The organism is Corynebacterium sp. Marseille-Q2823 (assembly GCF_903645345.1).
Classification (GTDB): Bacteria; Actinomycetota; Actinomycetes; order Mycobacteriales; family Mycobacteriaceae; genus Corynebacterium; species Corynebacterium hiratae.
Genome location: NZ_CAHJXS010000005.1, coordinates 146,785 through 161,413 on the forward strand (window position 1 = coordinate 146,785; position 14,629 = coordinate 161,413).

A 14,629-nucleotide genomic window follows, 5' to 3' on the forward strand; every position below is an offset into this window, starting at 1 on the left:
GTACGGCTGCCCGAACCTCCTCAGAATGCACCGTGTACCGCCCGCGCGCGCGAGCCGCCGATCGACCGTTATTCCAGCCGCAGTAGCGAGATCATCATACTCGCTTGGCCGATGACATCCGTGAGCGAGTCATCGAGACCAATCTCATCCCGGACGGCGTGACCTGGATCGATACCACCACCGTCTCCCCTGACGCCGCTCGCGAATTCGCCGCCGCGGTCGACTCTTATGTCCACGCGCCCGTCGTTGGCTCTCTGGGCCCGGCGCGCGAGGGCAAGCTCGGCGTCTATGTGGGCACGCCTGACGACGACCGCCGCGAACTCGCCATGACCATCGCCGAGTCCTGGGCCGATGAGAACAAGCTCATCGGCGTGGAATCCGCCGCCACCGCGGCGATTGGAAAGCTCCTGGCCAACCTAGCCCTCGCCGTTACCGCCGAGGGCGTACTGGAAGCACTGCACCTCGGCGAGTCTGAGGGCCTCGATTCCGAGGTCATCCTCGAGATGCTCGACATCACTGGCCTGGCCTTTATGAAGAATATGAAGGGGCCGTTCATCACCGGCGAGCGCAACACCACTCCGGGTGACTTCACCGTGGATGCCCTGTGCAAGGACGCCAAGCTCATGGAGATGACCGCCAACAAGCCGCTGCCTGCAGTGGCCGCCGCCATCGAGCGCTTTGAGGAGCAGCAGGCCATGGGCCACGGCGACCAGGACTTCTCCTCCATCTTCGTCTTCCGCAACAAGGGCTAGGCCCGAGCGTTTAGACGGCCCGCTTTCCGACGAGCCCGCGCAGCACCTCCTCCAGCTGCGTGTTATCCCCCGTGTCCTGGCTGTGAAAGCGCGCGGCAATAAACTCCGCGCGTACGCGGCTATCACTCGCTAGCCGCTCCACATTAAGTTGGTATCCTGCCGCCGTAACCAGCGCGTCAAAGAACACCGTCTGTGTGCGGGTGTTGCCTTCTCTAAAGCTGTGCACCACATTGAGCTCGCCCCACAGCTCCGCCAGCTTGGCCACAAACTCATCAATCTCTAGGCCGCGCAGAAAATCATCCTTCGCCAGCCCCGCAAACAACTTCTCTGCTGCCTTCGTCATTTCCGGCCCCGCCGGATAGTAGGCATGCCCAGCCTTAATCATGAACTGGTCTGTAGGGGCAGTCCGCTCTTCACCCGCCCATTCATACACATCCTGAAAAAGATGTCGATGTATGTCCTTGAAGTGCGCGTAGTCAAAAGCACCTTCCAGAGGAACTATGTAAAGCTGAGCAATTCGAGCGTTGACGGCAACGGTTTCAAGATGATTCAGTCGTTCTAAGTCTGGCTCCCCAAAGGGATGTTCCTCACTTAAGAAGAGATTGCGCAGAGTCCTCGTACCTGGAATGTAGTAGTCATCCCAATTCTTTTGTCTCATCCCCCGATTCCTCCCATAACTTAATTGAGCTGGGACTTAGCCTTCGTGATAGCTTCATCGACCGTCATCTCTCCTGAAGCGACGGCACGGACAAGCGCTTCCTGCTCCGCATCCATATCGTGCCCAGCCAACAGCGATACCCCCTTGGCAAACGTCACGCTATCTTCAACGCTCTTCCCTGTTCCTACTGTGCTTGTCATGTGGGTATCCTCCCGAGTTTTCAACTACATTTTCTCTCATTTTAGCAGCTCACAACACCAATCCCAAGGGTGTTTCCCACCTCGAGAACAACGTTCAGGGCGTGCATTTTGCTAAACTTCATCAATAAGTTTTAACTATTACCTTGTCACCCAGTGTAAGGAGCTCGCCGCCCAGCAATGCTTTCCATCGACGCCGATTATGGGCATTCCACGCCCCTTGGACATCTTGAGAAGGACTTCGCCCCAGGCCGCATCTATGGCCTTGCTGGCCCCAACGGTTCAGGTAAATCCACGTTGCTAGCCACGCTCGGAGGTGAGCTTGCACCGCTCGAAGGCTCAGTGGAGTGCGACGGCCATCCCGTCGGCACAAAGGAGCAACCGGGTGCTGTGATCACGGTGGCCGAGCCGGTTTTCCTCCCCGACCTCACCGTGGGCGAGCACCTAGACTTGATGGGGAAGGCGGCAGGGGTGGACGTCGCTAAGCTCTGCGAACTCTGGGCACTCGATCCTCTCCTTCCGCACCGCGCCTCGCGTCTGTCCTCGGGCCAGCGCCAGCGCGTGTTCTTGGCCGCGCAGCTATACCAGCCGGCACGCGCAGTGCTTATCGACGAGCCCGAGCGCCACCTCGACGCCACCTGGACCGAGTTCCTCGCCAGCGAATTGCGCTATCTAGCCGACGAGGAGAATCGTTGCGTCGTTGTGGCCTCGCATTCCGACACCATCACCCAGGCCTGCGACGAGGTGGTGCAGCTGTGATGCGCGTGCTATCGCGGCTGGGTGATGGCATGTGGTACCTCATCCTCGCCGGCTTCGTCTTCGGCTTCGGTTATACAGTCTGGCAAGAAGTCGGCGCAGTCCTGCCTATCATCCCGGCCCGCATCGCGTTAACTAGCGTCGCTCCTATTGCCGGCATCGTGGGACTGCTCGCGCTTATGGTGCTCACCGAGACTCTCTATCCCCTGCGCGCGCTGTCGCGGGAACGCTGGGTGTACGTTGATCGCCCGCGTGGCCGGCTCCGCGGTACCGACTGGATCACATGGGCGCAGCTGCTCGGATTCGGGGTCTTGGGCCTCGGCATCTGCGTGTCCACCGGGCTATCCCCGTGGTTCGCGCTGGCAGCCACGGCCCTGCGTTTCGTCGTGGGATGGCGCTCGTTCACGCTGGCTTCGCTTCTCAGCGCTGGGCGCACGCGCCTGGTCGGTGGATCTGGCCTTGGCCTGCTTGATTCGGAGGTCACCTCCGATGCCATTGCGAGCCAGTCCGCCTGGATACCTCGTCGCGCCCATGCGCCCTCCACGTTGACGGGTCTCTTCTTCCGTCGTCTGGGACGACGGTGGTACATCGGCGTCGGTGCGCTCGCGGCCCTCGGCTTGACGTTGGGGTTCGCCCCACAGCTTGGGGCGCTGGCTATCGTCGGCTTCATGTCCGCGTGGAGCATCATCGGCGCAGCGGTCGGGCGCGCCGCCTCCTTCGGCCGCGTCAACGACGATGCATGGCCCGACTGGGGCCTTCCCCTTATAGCTTCTGTGGGCACGGCACTCCTTGGCGCCGGTATCCTCCTCTTGGTGTGGAATCTTTCCGCCATCGCAGTGGCGCTCATCATCGCCGGCCTTAGCTGGGCGTCGTTTAAGCGTTCCCGCCCGGCACGGGTAGACAGCATGTCCATGCTGGACAGCGGCGGCTTCGGCGTCTCCTTCTCCCCCGAGGTGCTGCACTACATTGCCCGCGGTGCTCTCGGCCTTGGCGTGGCGGCCCTTGCGCTGGGGTATTAGCCGGGGCTAGTCTTTCAGGCATGAAGATCTTTTCCTAATTCGACGTCACTCTTTTACGCGACTTACTCGAAGGTGGACTTCTTCATGCCTATTTCTTTTTCTCATCTCACCGTCACCTGGCCCGACGGCACCCCTTGTTTCACGGACGTCACCGGTACGTTTTCCTCCCACTTCACGGGCTTGGTCGGAGCGAATGGCTCCGGAAAATCAACGCTAGCCAAGGTCCTTGCAGGCCTTATTGCCCCGAGTTCGGGAACGGTATCCGCAGGTTCAGTCCTCTATGTCGACCAGGATTTAGGCCTCCATACGTCTAGCACCATCGCCGATGTCTTTGGCGCGACCGAAGTCCTCAACGCCATTGCCCGCATTGAGGCTGGCGAATACTCGGAAGAGCTCGCCACCACTGTTGGTGAGCAGTGGGATTTAGCAGAGCGCATCGAAGCGGCTCTCGACGCCGCGAGTATCCCCTTCCCCTTAGAGCGCACTATTGGTACTTTGTCTGGTGGTGAGGCCGTAACCGTGGCGCTGACCGCCGCATTCTTCCGCAAGCCGGATTTCCTCATCCTCGACGAGCCCACCAACAACCTGGATTCCTCATCACGCCAACGCTTACTCGAGCTCATTCGCACCGCGCCGATGCCGGTTCTCGTCGTCTCACACGACCGCGAGCTCCTCGAGCACGCCGATAGCATCGCGGAGCTCTACCACGGAACACTTCGCGAGTTCGAGGGAAACTACTCCTCCTACCGCGCAGCGATTGACGCCGAGCAGGATTCCGCGCAGGCCAAGGTCCGAGAGACCAAGGCCGAACACCGCAAACAAATCCGCGAGCGCGCCGCTATGCAGACCCGCATTGCGCGCGATGCCCGCCGCGGCAAGAACTTCGCCGCCTCGAAGCGCAAACCCGGCATGGCCATGGGCTTAGACAAGAACCGTTCCGAGCGCTCGGCCGCTGGGCGCTCCCAACAGGCCAACGATGCAGTGGCTGCCGCCCAGTCGGCGCACGACAAGGCGCAGCGCGCGCTTCGCGACGACACCCAGGTCCACATCGATCTCCCCGGCACTGAGCTGCCCGCGGGCACCCGCGTGCTGGTCAGCGATCTGCTGAGTATTACTGGCCCCGAGCGTGTTCGCCTCGCCGGGCCAAACGGCAGCGGCAAGACCACCTTCCTCAACCGCATCGCCCGCGGAGACGTCGAGTACGCGCTGCCCTGCGGGTACATCCGCCAACGCATCGTCTTGCCCGCGGAGAAATCGGTGTTCGACATCGTGCGGGAGGCCAACCCCGGCGCGGACCCGCAGTTCCTGCGCGACCAGCTGGCCCAGATGCTCTTTATCAACGACAAGATCCACCAGCCCGTGGGCCAGCTTTCTGGTGGCGAGCGCTTCCGCGTCGAAATCGCTCGCGTCTTGCTCAGCGATCCGGCACCGCGCTTCCTGCTTCTCGACGAACCGACAAACAACCTCGATATCCCCACCACCGACTGGCTGATTGAGGTGCTCACGAGCTACCGCGGGGCATTCATCCTGGTCAGCCACGACGAGCACGTATGCGAGCGGCTAAACCTAACGCGCACTGTTCACGTGGCCTCATAAACTGAAACCTCTCTAGCGCTCATCCCCTTTTCGTTGTACAGTTTCTTGTACAAGAAGGGAGATAGCTTATGAAAACCATGTCTTACTCGGAATCGCGAGCAAGATACGCCGAGGTCCTACAGTCGGTCGTTGATGACCGTGAGGAAGTCATCATCACTCGCAATGGTCATGAGTCTGCAGTCATCGTTTCCTTAGATGACTACAACTCTCTTCGCGAAACCGCATACCTTCTGCGTTCCCCTCGCAATGCCCAGCGCCTGCTTGACTCCATCGAGAGTCTCAACGCCGGGGAAGCAACGGAGCACGAGCTCGTTGAGGAAGATTAAGCTTCATGATTCTTTCGTGGACAGAGGAAGCATGGGAGGACTACCTCTGGTGGCAAGCTCACAACAAGAAGATCCTCAAGAGAATCAATAGCCTCATTAAAGACATTGCACGAAACGGCAATGAAGGGATAGGAAAGCCCGAACCACTCAAGTTCGAGTTGGCCGGGTTCTGGTCTCGGCGAATTACCGAAGAGCACCGACTGATCTATCGCATTAAGGGCGCGACCATCGAGATTGCTGGGTGCAGATACCACTACTAGCTAGCGTCAACTTCCCGTATCGCCTCTGCCTAAAAGGCATCTGGCAAAAGGCATCAGTCATAAGGCGTTTTCACGGCCAAAAACGCCTTTTATGCTTGACAAATGGAGTTTTTAGACCCAAAGATGCCTTTTATCAGACGCCTTTTGCGGGGCGCCTTTTGCGAGGCGCCAAAAGGCAGGCGCCGACAGCGAGCTAGCTGACGAGTGCTTGCGCGGCAGCGCGGGCGCCGGCAATAACGGCGGGCACGCCGACTCCATCAGCCCAGGCGCCGGCGGTGGCGATACCGGGGACGTCGGCAAGCTTGGCGCGGACCGCGGCAACGGTGGCCAGATGCTTTTCGTCATAGCGGGGGATGCCGCCGAACCAGCGCTGCGTGTAGATCTCCTCCACGCCGGCGGCGCGGCCGTCGAAGCCTGTGATCTTCTGCAGGTCATCGAGGGCGTAGTCCACCAGGTCGTCCTCCTCCGCGCGCACGAGGGCGTCATCGCCGAAGCGGCCGAAGGAGGCGCGCACGAGGAAGCCCTCGCGCTCGTTCAGGTGCGGCCACTTATTAGAGGAGAGAGTGAAGGCCTTGGCGCGCAGGTCAGGCTCATCGGAGGCGACGAGGATGCCGGTGGCCTCCGGAAGGGAGTTGCCCTCCGGATCCGTGGCGGAGGCGAAATTGAAGCCGACAACCACAGAGGAAGCCAGCTGGACGGTGGACAGCTCCTGGGCGGCCTCGGGGGCTACGGCCTTGAGCAGGCGCGCGGTGGTCGGTGCCGGGGTGGCAAAGAGCACGCGGTCGAAGGGGCCGATAGCCCCCGGCGCGCCCTTGACCTCGAAGGCATCGCCCTTGCGCGTCACGCCGGAGACGAAGGTGTCCAGGTGGATCTGCGCACCGGACTTGTCAGCCAGGGCCTCGTAAAGCTCGGCGTAGCCGCCCTTGAAGGTTCCAAAGACGGAGCCTTCGGCCGGGCTGCGGCCGGACTCGATCTGCTTGATTGCGGCCGACAGCGTGACGGGGCCGTCCTTCGCCAGTGTGTCCAGCGTGGCCGCCAGGTGCGGAACCGTGGCGCGCAGGCCTAGGTCGTCGGCCGTACAGGAGTACACACCGCCGAGCAGCGCGGAGACCACGTGGTCCACCACGTCATCGCCGTACTGCTGGCGAACGAGCTGACCCACAGAGACATCCCCGCCGATCTCCCACTCGAAGGGCTGCTCGTTGGTGATGCGCTCGTTGGTCGCCTCGGAGAAGAAGTCCTGCGGCTCGGAAGGAATACCCATGACCCCGCCCTGCGGCAGGAAGTGCAGCTCGCCGCCGGTGTACACGCGCGGGCGCAACTCCGGATTGGGCTCCACAAAGGAATCCTGCAGGCCGAGCTCCGTGAAGAAGTCCACGGCGTCCTGGCGGCGGCGGATGAAGGCCTCCGCGCCCATGTCCGTCGGACCGCCGTTGAAGGCCACGGTGTGCAGCTTGCCGCCGATGCGATCCGCTGCTTCAAAGACGAAGATGTCGTGGGAGCCCTCAGTGTTCTGCTTGATTTCCCATGCCGCGGTGAGGCCCGCGAGGCCCGCACCGATGATCGCGATCTTCATTTAGCCCTCCTCGTGGATGATGGCGACGGCACGGGTAATGGCCTCCGCCTCCGTGGTCGGCAGCACGCCGTGGCCAAGGTTCCAGATGTGTCCACGCAGGTTGCCTGCCGCGCGGGCGGCATCTATTTCTGCCTTGATGGCGCGTACTTCCTTGCGCACCGCATCCTCGCCGGCAAACAGCAGAGCCGGGTCTAGGTTGCCTTGCAGGATGTCCGCGTTGACGCGGGCTGCGGCGGCATCCATGCTCACGCGGTAGTCCACGCCCATGACCTCAGAACCGGCCTCCGACATCGCGCCGAGCAACTCGCCGGTACCCACGCCGAAGTGAATGCGCGGCACGCGGCCTTCTGCGGCCTTGAGGATCCGCTCCGAATAGGGCAGCACGAATTCGCGGTAGTCACGCTCGTTGAGGTAGCCCGCCCAGGAATCAAAGAGCTGCATGGCGTCGATGCCGGCATCCAGCTGGAGCTCCAAGAAAGAAATGATCGTCGGGGTCAGGCGCTCCATGAGCTGGTGCCAGGTGTCCGGGTCGGAATGCATCAGTGCCTTGGTGCGCTCGTGGTTCTTCGAAGGGCCGCCCTCAATGAGGTAGCTGGCCAAGGTGAAGGGAGCACCGACGAAACCAATGAGAGCCTGCTTGTCGGTGAGCTCGCTCAGGATGATCTCAATGCCCTGGCGTACCTCGGGCACATCAACGTCGAGGATGGGCAGCTTGGCCACGTCCTCCGTGGTGCGCACAGGCGCATCCATGACCGGGCCACGCCCGGGGACAATCTCCACGCCAACGCCCGCGGCTTTGAGCGGGACGACGATATCGTGAACAAGATGGCGCCGTCGACATCGTGGCGGCGCACCGGCTGCAGGGTGATCTCCGCGAGGAGCTCCGGCATGAAACAGGAATCCAGCATGCTGATTCCCTCGCGCACCTTGCGGTACTCCGGCAAAGAGCGCCCCGCCTGGCGCATGAACCAGACGGGCGGGCGGGAGCGTGTGCCATAGCGGCAGCAATCAGCGGCGCATCAGACAGTCGAGACATACCGTCCATTATGAATCAAAAGTTGGAGTAGGCGCCAATCAGGAGTTTTGGGCGCGACGGGCCTTGATGAAAGCCGTTGAATCCGGGTGAAAGAGGAAGTAGATGGCCACCATGAGCGCCATCGGGATAAGCAGCAAGAGCAGCCCGCCCACGCCCGCGATCAGCGCCGCAATGCTGACGAACATGGTGTAGGCAGACACCGCGGTGATGATGCGGCGCGCCCATACTGAGCCGCTTGCCAGCTGCGCGGAGCAGGCCGCGATGATGACGGCACCCACCACGTTGGAGATGGCCGCAAAACGCGTGTTGAAGCGGATATAGTCCACCTGCTCCGGGCTGAGCTGGGTGTTCGTCACCGATGTATAGGAACCAAAGATCCCCACCATTCCGGCGGTGAGCATGACAATTGCGGCAATCACGCAGACCCAGTAGGCAATGCGCAGCTGCGAAGGCCAGGTGGAAAAGTCTTGCTCACCCTGCTTCTTAGGGCGGCGTGGGCGGCGGTTATAGTCCGCGGGACCGGGGCGCTCGCTCATCGCTTGCCGTCCTTGTTGTCTTCTTTCTCCCTGTCCTTTTCTTTATTGTCCTTGTTCTTCTTCTCGCGCTCCTCCAGGTTTTCCTGGCGGCGCTGCTCCTCCATCTCCTTGCGCATCTGGCGCAGCTGCTCCATCTCGCCGGTGTACTCGAGCACCTCTTCCTTGGTGGAGAACATCAAGCCCATCACGGCCGCCACGCCGACGAGGATCTGCACGGCACCATCGAGTAAGAAGAGCCAATCCGGCGCGCTCGCCCCGGCGGGGCTGCTGATGAAGACGATGAGCACGCGGAGGCCAAAGTAGAGGGAGAAGGCGAACCACAGGCGCCGGCCAGTACCGGCTGCCTTGGAGTTCTTGTGGATAAAGCCCAGCATGATGCCCAACAGCACCACGATGGCGAGTGAAATCAGCGAGCTAAACGCCACCGAGCCATAGCCCACGAGCTGTACGAGGGCATCGCTGACGTCCTGCCCGGACTTCTCCGCTGCGGACTCCGCCGTAGTGCGGGCCTGGGCAAAGAGCTCCTCCCTATTCAGCAGGGTCAGCACGATGCTCAAGACCAGGTGCACCACCTCGAGCACCAGGGCAACGGTCCACACCTTGAGCATGAGGGAGACGGATTCGGTGCGCTTGGCGTGCTCCTTATCCGGCTCCTTATTCTGCCCCGTCGGCTTTTGTGCCGACGGCGTAGTGTTCGGGCTGAACGTCACGATTCTCCTTTTACTTGAGCAAGCGGGCGGCGTCCGTGGCGAAATAGGTCAGGATCTGATCCGCACCCGCGCGCTTGAACGCGGTCAAGGACTCCAGCATAACGGCCTCGCCGTCAATCCACCCGTTCTGGGAAGCGGCCTGAATCATCGCGTACTCGCCAGAGACCTGGTAAACAGCTACCGGCACGGAGGAACGCTCGACGGCACCGGCCAGCACATCGAGGTACGGCAGGCCAGGCTTCACCATGACAATGTCCGCGCCTTCCTCGATGTCCAGGTCCACCTCCAGCATGGACTCGCGGAAGTTGCGCGGGTCCTGCTGGTAGGTGCGGCGATCCCCCTCTAGGGAGGAGCCCACGGCATCGCGGAAGGGGCCGAAGAAGGCCGAAGCGTACTTGGCCGAGTAGGCCATGATCGCAACATCCTCGTGGCCGGCCTCATCGAGGGCCTCGCGGATCGCGGCAATCTGGCCATCCATCATGCCGGAGGGGCTGACCATGTGCGCGCCAGCACGTGCCTGGGAGCGGGCCATGTCCTGGTAGAGCTCCACGGTTTCATCGTTGAGCACGCGGCCCTGGTCATCGACCACGCCGCAGTGGCCGTGGGAGGTGAACTCATCAAGGCAGGTATCCGCCATGACGATGAGGTCATCGCCGAATTCCTGACGCAGCTCCGCAATCGCCACGTTGAGGATGCCCTGCGGGTCCCAGGCCACGGAGCCGGTCGCGTCCTTATCCTCTTCGCGCGGCACGCCGAAGAGGTCAACGCAAGTCACGCCCGCATCGAGGGCCTCGTGCGCGGCACGCTTGAGGGAATCCAGGCTGTGCTGCTGCACGCCCGGCATGGAGGGGATATCACGGGGTTCGTTCAGACCGTCGACCACGAACATCGGGAGGATGAGGTCGGAGGGGCGCAGCGAGGTTTCCGCAACCAAATCCCTAAAAGCCGGGTTCTGACGTAGGCGGCGGGGGCGGCGAGCAATGCTCATGAGTAAAAACTCTCCTTTGAGCTACGAGAAAATTGAACTACCTTCTCGACTCTAGTCGCCCCTCTCCTGCCCGCCCAGAAGCGGTCTGCGCCGTCTTCTTGCGCGAGCGGCGCTTCTTGCGCGGAGCAGGCAGGTTGCCGGCGGCGCGCAGGGCGGCGACGTGCTCAGCGAGGGCGTCGACAAGCATCGGCACGTCCGCAACCTCCGGGACCACGTCCACGCGCAGGCCCACCTCCTCGGCGGCCGCCTTGGTGGAGGGGCCGATGCACGCGATGATGGTGCGGGCATGCGGCTTTCCCGCAATGCCCACGAGGTTACGCACCGTCGAGGGCGAGGTGAAGGCCACGGCATCGAAACCACCGGTCTTGATCATGTCGCGGATCTCCGCCGCCGGCGGGGCCGCGCGCACAGTGCGGTAGGCCACCACATCATCGACTTCCCAGCCCAAGTCCAGAAGGCCAGTCACCAGGGCCTCGCCGGCGATATCGGCGCGCGGCAGCAGCACGCGCCCCACCGCATCGATGTCTTCAACGTAGTTGGGGAAAACCTCCACGAGGCCCTCGGCATTCTGCTTTCTCGCCGGCGGCAGAAGCTCCGGGACCATGCCCTTGGCGCGAATCGCATCGGCAGTCTTCTGCCCCACCGCGGCGAGGTGCACGCCGGCGAAGTCGCGGGCATCGAGGCCGAGTTCCGCGATCTTCTTCCACACCGCGCTCACCGCATTAACGGAGGTGAACACGACCCACTTATAGCGGCCCTCAACAATGCCCTTGATGGCGCGATCCATCTGCGCTGGGTTGCGCGGCGGCTCCACGGAGATGGTGGGCACCGACTGCGGGATAGCACCGTGGCCAGCCAGGCGCGCGCTCATCGCTGCGGCCTGCTCCTTCGTGCGCGGCACCAGCACGCGCCAGCCATAGAGCGAACGGTTCTCCCACCAGGAATACTTCGAGCGATCATCAAAGCTACGCCCCAGCGTCACCACGAGCTCGCCCGGCAGCTCAGCATCGAGCTTGCCGAGTGTTCCCAGCGTGGTCTCGTGGGTGCGCTGCAGGCGCGTGGTGCCGTGAACGGTGACATATGCTTCCGTCTCCGCGGGCATTCCGCGCTCCACCAACTCGGCGGAAATGACCGGCAGGTCATCTGCCGTGGCCTGCAAAACCAGCGGCTGCGTCGCGGTGGCCAGCGCGTCCCAGTCCGCCCCTTCCGTGATGTCGGCCTCGGTATACGTCGCACCGAGAGCGATGCCCGCGAAGGAGGGAACGGTCGAGGGCAGGGACATGCCCGGGACCACCTGGAATTCCATGCCTGCATTGGCCACGGCGGTAATCTCCGCCTTGATGGATTCGCGGTTGAGCGGGTTACCGGTAACCAGACGGATCACGTCGTGGCCCTCGGCGCGCTCGAGCGCGTTACGCAGTTGCTTGACGACGTCCCCCTCGACCTCCTCAAAGACCGCCGCCGTCGGCGGTGCTGGGCGCGGCGGCTTACGGCGCGCGCCCGCTTCCTTGGCCGCGGCGCAGATGCGCTCGTACTCTTCCTCGGCGGCGTCGAGAAGCTCCTGCGGAACCGGCACCTGCTGCGCTACCATGTCGCGCACGCCCTGCGAAACCCCCACGTCGGTGACAACGTTAGCGGTGGTCTCCAGAACCTCGCGGGCGCGGACGGTCAGCAGATCAGGATTACCTGGGCCGGCACCGACGAAGACGACTTTGCCCAGATCAGACTTACCCAGCTCAGGCTGGGTATCCGGCACGGCATTGCTCATAAGGTTCTTTTCTAGTTTGTGGGTTCCGAGTGCCCCGGCGCCGAAGCGTGGCAGGCGCGGGATGGAGATAAGAAAGCCCCCTCACTCGCGAGTTAAGGGGCCCTTAATCATTGCTCTCAATGATCGTGTGCTAGATACACACTAAAGGAAAAGGCCCGAAACCAAAAATCTACGTGCGATTACTCCGCTGCCAGTACGTCTGCAGCTCCCTGCGCGAAGAGCTCCTTGGAGACCGCGCGCCCCAATTCTTCAGCCTCGTCCGCTGTTCCCTGAGCCTGAGCGATGAGCTGGCGGGAGCCGTCGAGAGCGAAGACCCCACCGCGCACGACAAGCTGATCGCCCTCCCAGTGGGAGGTAGCGGCCACCGGCGCGGTGCACCCAGCCTCCAGTTGGGAAAGTACGGTGCGCTCGGCGCGGGTGGCGGCGGTAGCGGGGGCGTCGGCAAGCAGGGCGATGGCCTTCGCCGCCTCGGTTCCCTTCACTGCCTCGATGGCCAGCGCGCCCTGCGCGGGCGCGGGCATGAAGAACTCCGGATCGAAGACCTCGGTGGCGCGATCCGCGTAACCCGCGCGCACGAGGCCGGCGTAGGCCAAGAGGACGGCGTCGAGCTCGCCGCTGGTGACCTTGCCCATCCGGGTATCGATATTGCCGCGCAGCGGACGGATGTCCAGGTCCGGGCGCATCGCCCGCAGCTGGCTGATGCGGCGCGGGGCAGACGTGCCCACGCGCGCACCCTCCGGCAGCTCCTTCAGGGTCAGGCCATCGCGGGCAATGAGCGCCTCACGGACGTCCTGGCGCTGCGGAACCACGAGGTCGAAACGGTCATCGGCAGCCGTGGGCAGGTCCTTGAAGGAGTGCACTGCGATCTCACACTCGCCGCGGTCGACGGCCTCACGCAGGGCCTGGGTAAACACGCCCACGCCGATGCGCTCCACAGGAGCCATGTTGACGTCACCCTGCGTGGTAACGATGTGCAGCTCGGCCTCATAGCCTTCCTGCTGCAGCCACTCTTGCACGTGGCCAGACTGCGTGGTGGCCAGGAGGGATCCTCGGGTACCGATCTTCAACATCTATGCGTCCTTTTCTTCCTTAGTGCTTTCCGCGGCTTCCATCTGCGCGGCGTCCGGCAGCACCGCCACGTCCACGGCGACGCCGCTGCCCTCCAGCTGGAGCCCAAAGAGTTCCTGCAGCGCGGTCTCATGACTCACGGTTCCAGAGTTAGCCGCGAGCTGCTTCGCGCGGACCGTGGGCTCGTGCAGCAGCTTATCCGCCACGCGCTTGAGTGCGCGATTGATATCTCCCATCTGGCGCTCGTCCAGCTCGGGGTGCTTCTGCTCCATTCGCGCCACCTCGCACTGGACCAGGTTTGCCGCCCGCTTGCGCAGTGCTGATACCGCCGGGACGACGTCGCGGACGCGCTGCTCGGAGGCATAGGCTTCCAGCTCTTCGCTAACGATGCGCCGCGCCTGCGCGTGCGGGCTGGTGCCGGCTGCCAGGTCGGTGTCGGCTGCCTGCAGGGAGTTGCTGAGCCTCTCGATGTTGACCAGATCGACTCCCTCGACCTCTGCCACAGCGTCATCAATATCGCGCGGCAGAGAGAGATCGACGAGCATCAGCTCGCGGTCGGCTACGTGATAGCGCTCGACGTCGGCCGCCGTAATAGTGAAGCCCTGGGCTCCCGTGGCGGAAATTGCCACGTCCACATCGCGCAGGGCCTGGGCGCGCTCCGAGAAGTCGATAACGTCCGCGTACACGCCCGTCTCATGGGCATGCTGTGCCACGCGCTCCGCACGGGCAATGGTGCGGTTCGCGATAATTAGCTGCGCACCCAGGCGCCCCGCGTGCGTTGCCGCGAGCGAGGCCATCGCGCCTGCGCCCAAGATGAGCACGCGCTTGCCCGCGAGATCCTCCCTGCCCATGCGGCTTAGCGCCTGATCAAAAGCAAAGGAGACCATGGAGGAGCCCGCCTCATCGATCTCGGTTTCGGAATGCACCCGCTTGCCGGTGCGCAGCGCGGACTGTGCCAGCGCGTGGATGCGCGGGCCGACGGTTCCTTGCTCCGAAGCAAACTGGTAGGCGGTGCGCACCTGGCCGATGATCTGCTGCTCACCTACCACCATCGAGTCCAAGCCTGAGGCCACCATCATGAGGTGCTCAGCGGCGGCGTCGGCATAGCGCACATAGAGATAGGAGCGCAGCTTCTCCTCCTCCACCCCGGAAACGTCAGCGAGGTTGCGCACGACATCCTGGACCCCGGTGTGGAAAGAGTTGGTGACGGTGTAGACCTCGAGGCGGTTGCAGGTGGAGATAATCATCGCCTCGCTCAACGAGCCTGCCGACACCATGGCCCGGCAAGTGTCATTCTGCACGGTCTCGTCCATGCTCAGCTTTTCCAGCAGCGCCACCGGCGCCGACTGATGCGACATGCCCACGACGAGCACACTCATGCAC

The 14,629-nt window shown here is 63.0% G+C and carries 15 protein-coding genes and 1 pseudogene; 6 read left to right on the forward strand and 10 right to left on the reverse strand.

What is annotated here, in order from left to right:
• Positions 1-104 precede the first annotated feature (104 nt).
• Positions 105-752 carry an NAD(P)-dependent oxidoreductase gene (locus tag HWX44_RS07750; RefSeq protein WP_254868140.1) on the forward strand — a complete coding sequence of 216 codons (648 nt, stop codon included), beginning with the start codon at positions 105-107 and terminating at the stop codon, positions 750-752.
• A 10-nt stretch (positions 753-762) separates the two neighbouring features.
• On the opposite strand, the gene HWX44_RS07755 is transcribed toward HWX44_RS07750, so the two are convergent.
• On the reverse strand, positions 763-1,410 hold the full coding sequence (locus tag HWX44_RS07755) for a Fic/DOC family protein (protein WP_070513427.1): 648 nt from the start codon (positions 1,408-1,410) through the stop codon (positions 763-765).
• 20 nt (positions 1,411-1,430) lie between these two features.
• Complete coding sequence (locus HWX44_RS07760) at positions 1,431-1,610, reverse strand: antitoxin VbhA family protein (protein ID WP_070513429.1); 180 nt, start codon at positions 1,608-1,610, stop codon at positions 1,431-1,433.
• Between the two features lie 177 nt (positions 1,611-1,787).
• Here HWX44_RS07760 and HWX44_RS07765 point away from each other — a divergent pair, with 177 nt between their 5' ends.
• The 5 genes from HWX44_RS07765 (at position 1,788) to HWX44_RS07785 (ending at position 5,564) form a co-directional block, all read left to right on the forward strand.
• Positions 1,788-2,366 carry an ATP-binding cassette domain-containing protein gene (locus HWX44_RS07765; RefSeq protein ID WP_175974043.1) on the forward strand — a complete coding sequence of 193 codons (579 nt, stop codon included), beginning with the start codon at positions 1,788-1,790 and terminating at the stop codon, positions 2,364-2,366.
• The gene (locus HWX44_RS07770) at positions 2,366-3,382 is read left to right on the forward strand and encodes an ABC transporter permease (protein ID WP_175974085.1); all 1,017 of its coding nucleotides are present in this window, start codon (positions 2,366-2,368) and stop codon (positions 3,380-3,382) included. Before HWX44_RS07765 ends, HWX44_RS07770 begins: the two co-directional genes overlap by 1 nt.
• A gap of 84 nt (positions 3,383-3,466) precedes the next feature.
• Positions 3,467-4,978, forward strand: coding sequence for an ABC-F family ATP-binding cassette domain-containing protein (locus HWX44_RS07775; RefSeq protein ID WP_175974045.1), 1,512 nt, complete (start codon positions 3,467-3,469; stop codon positions 4,976-4,978).
• A 68-nt stretch (positions 4,979-5,046) separates the two neighbouring features.
• Positions 5,047-5,304, forward strand: a complete 258-nt coding sequence (locus HWX44_RS07780; RefSeq protein WP_046647800.1) for a type II toxin-antitoxin system Phd/YefM family antitoxin — start codon at positions 5,047-5,049, stop codon at positions 5,302-5,304.
• A 5-nt stretch (positions 5,305-5,309) separates the two neighbouring features.
• Positions 5,310-5,564 (forward strand): Txe/YoeB family addiction module toxin, encoded by a 255-nt coding sequence (locus HWX44_RS07785; RefSeq protein ID WP_046647801.1) that lies wholly within the window; start codon positions 5,310-5,312, stop codon positions 5,562-5,564.
• Between the two features lie 193 nt (positions 5,565-5,757).
• Here HWX44_RS07785 and HWX44_RS07790 read toward each other — a convergent pair whose 3' ends face one another.
• The 8 genes and pseudogenes from HWX44_RS07790 to HWX44_RS07825 all read right to left on the reverse strand — a co-directional run bounded on the left by HWX44_RS07790 (position 5,758) and on the right by HWX44_RS07825 (position 14,625).
• Entirely contained in the window at positions 5,758-7,140 is a 1,383-nt protein-coding gene (locus tag HWX44_RS07790; RefSeq protein WP_046647802.1) for a protoporphyrinogen oxidase, read from the reverse strand.
• Positions 7,141-8,176: pseudogene (hemE, locus tag HWX44_RS07795) on the reverse strand (uroporphyrinogen decarboxylase).
• A gap of 38 nt (positions 8,177-8,214) precedes the next feature.
• A complete protein-coding gene (locus HWX44_RS07800; protein ID WP_046647804.1) occupies positions 8,215-8,712 on the reverse strand; it encodes a hypothetical protein in 498 nt (165 codons plus the stop codon).
• Positions 8,709-9,422 carry a hypothetical protein gene (locus HWX44_RS07805; protein WP_175974047.1) on the reverse strand — a complete coding sequence of 238 codons (714 nt, stop codon included), beginning with the start codon at positions 9,420-9,422 and terminating at the stop codon, positions 8,709-8,711. Before HWX44_RS07805 ends, HWX44_RS07800 begins: the two co-directional genes overlap by 4 nt.
• A 10-nt stretch (positions 9,423-9,432) precedes the next feature.
• On the reverse strand, positions 9,433-10,410 hold the full coding sequence (gene hemB / locus HWX44_RS07810) for a porphobilinogen synthase (protein ID WP_049154862.1): 978 nt from the start codon (positions 10,408-10,410) through the stop codon (positions 9,433-9,435).
• A gap of 37 nt (positions 10,411-10,447) precedes the next feature.
• Positions 10,448-12,178, reverse strand: coding sequence for a uroporphyrinogen-III synthase (locus HWX44_RS07815; RefSeq protein ID WP_175974049.1), 1,731 nt, complete (start codon positions 12,176-12,178; stop codon positions 10,448-10,450).
• A 179-nt stretch (positions 12,179-12,357) separates the two neighbouring features.
• Entirely contained in the window at positions 12,358-13,248 is an 891-nt protein-coding gene (hemC, locus tag HWX44_RS07820; RefSeq protein WP_175974051.1) for a hydroxymethylbilane synthase, read from the reverse strand.
• Positions 13,249-14,625 carry a glutamyl-tRNA reductase gene (locus HWX44_RS07825; protein WP_175974053.1) on the reverse strand — a complete coding sequence of 459 codons (1,377 nt, stop codon included), beginning with the start codon at positions 14,623-14,625 and terminating at the stop codon, positions 13,249-13,251.
• Between the last annotated feature and the right edge of the window lie 4 nt (positions 14,626-14,629).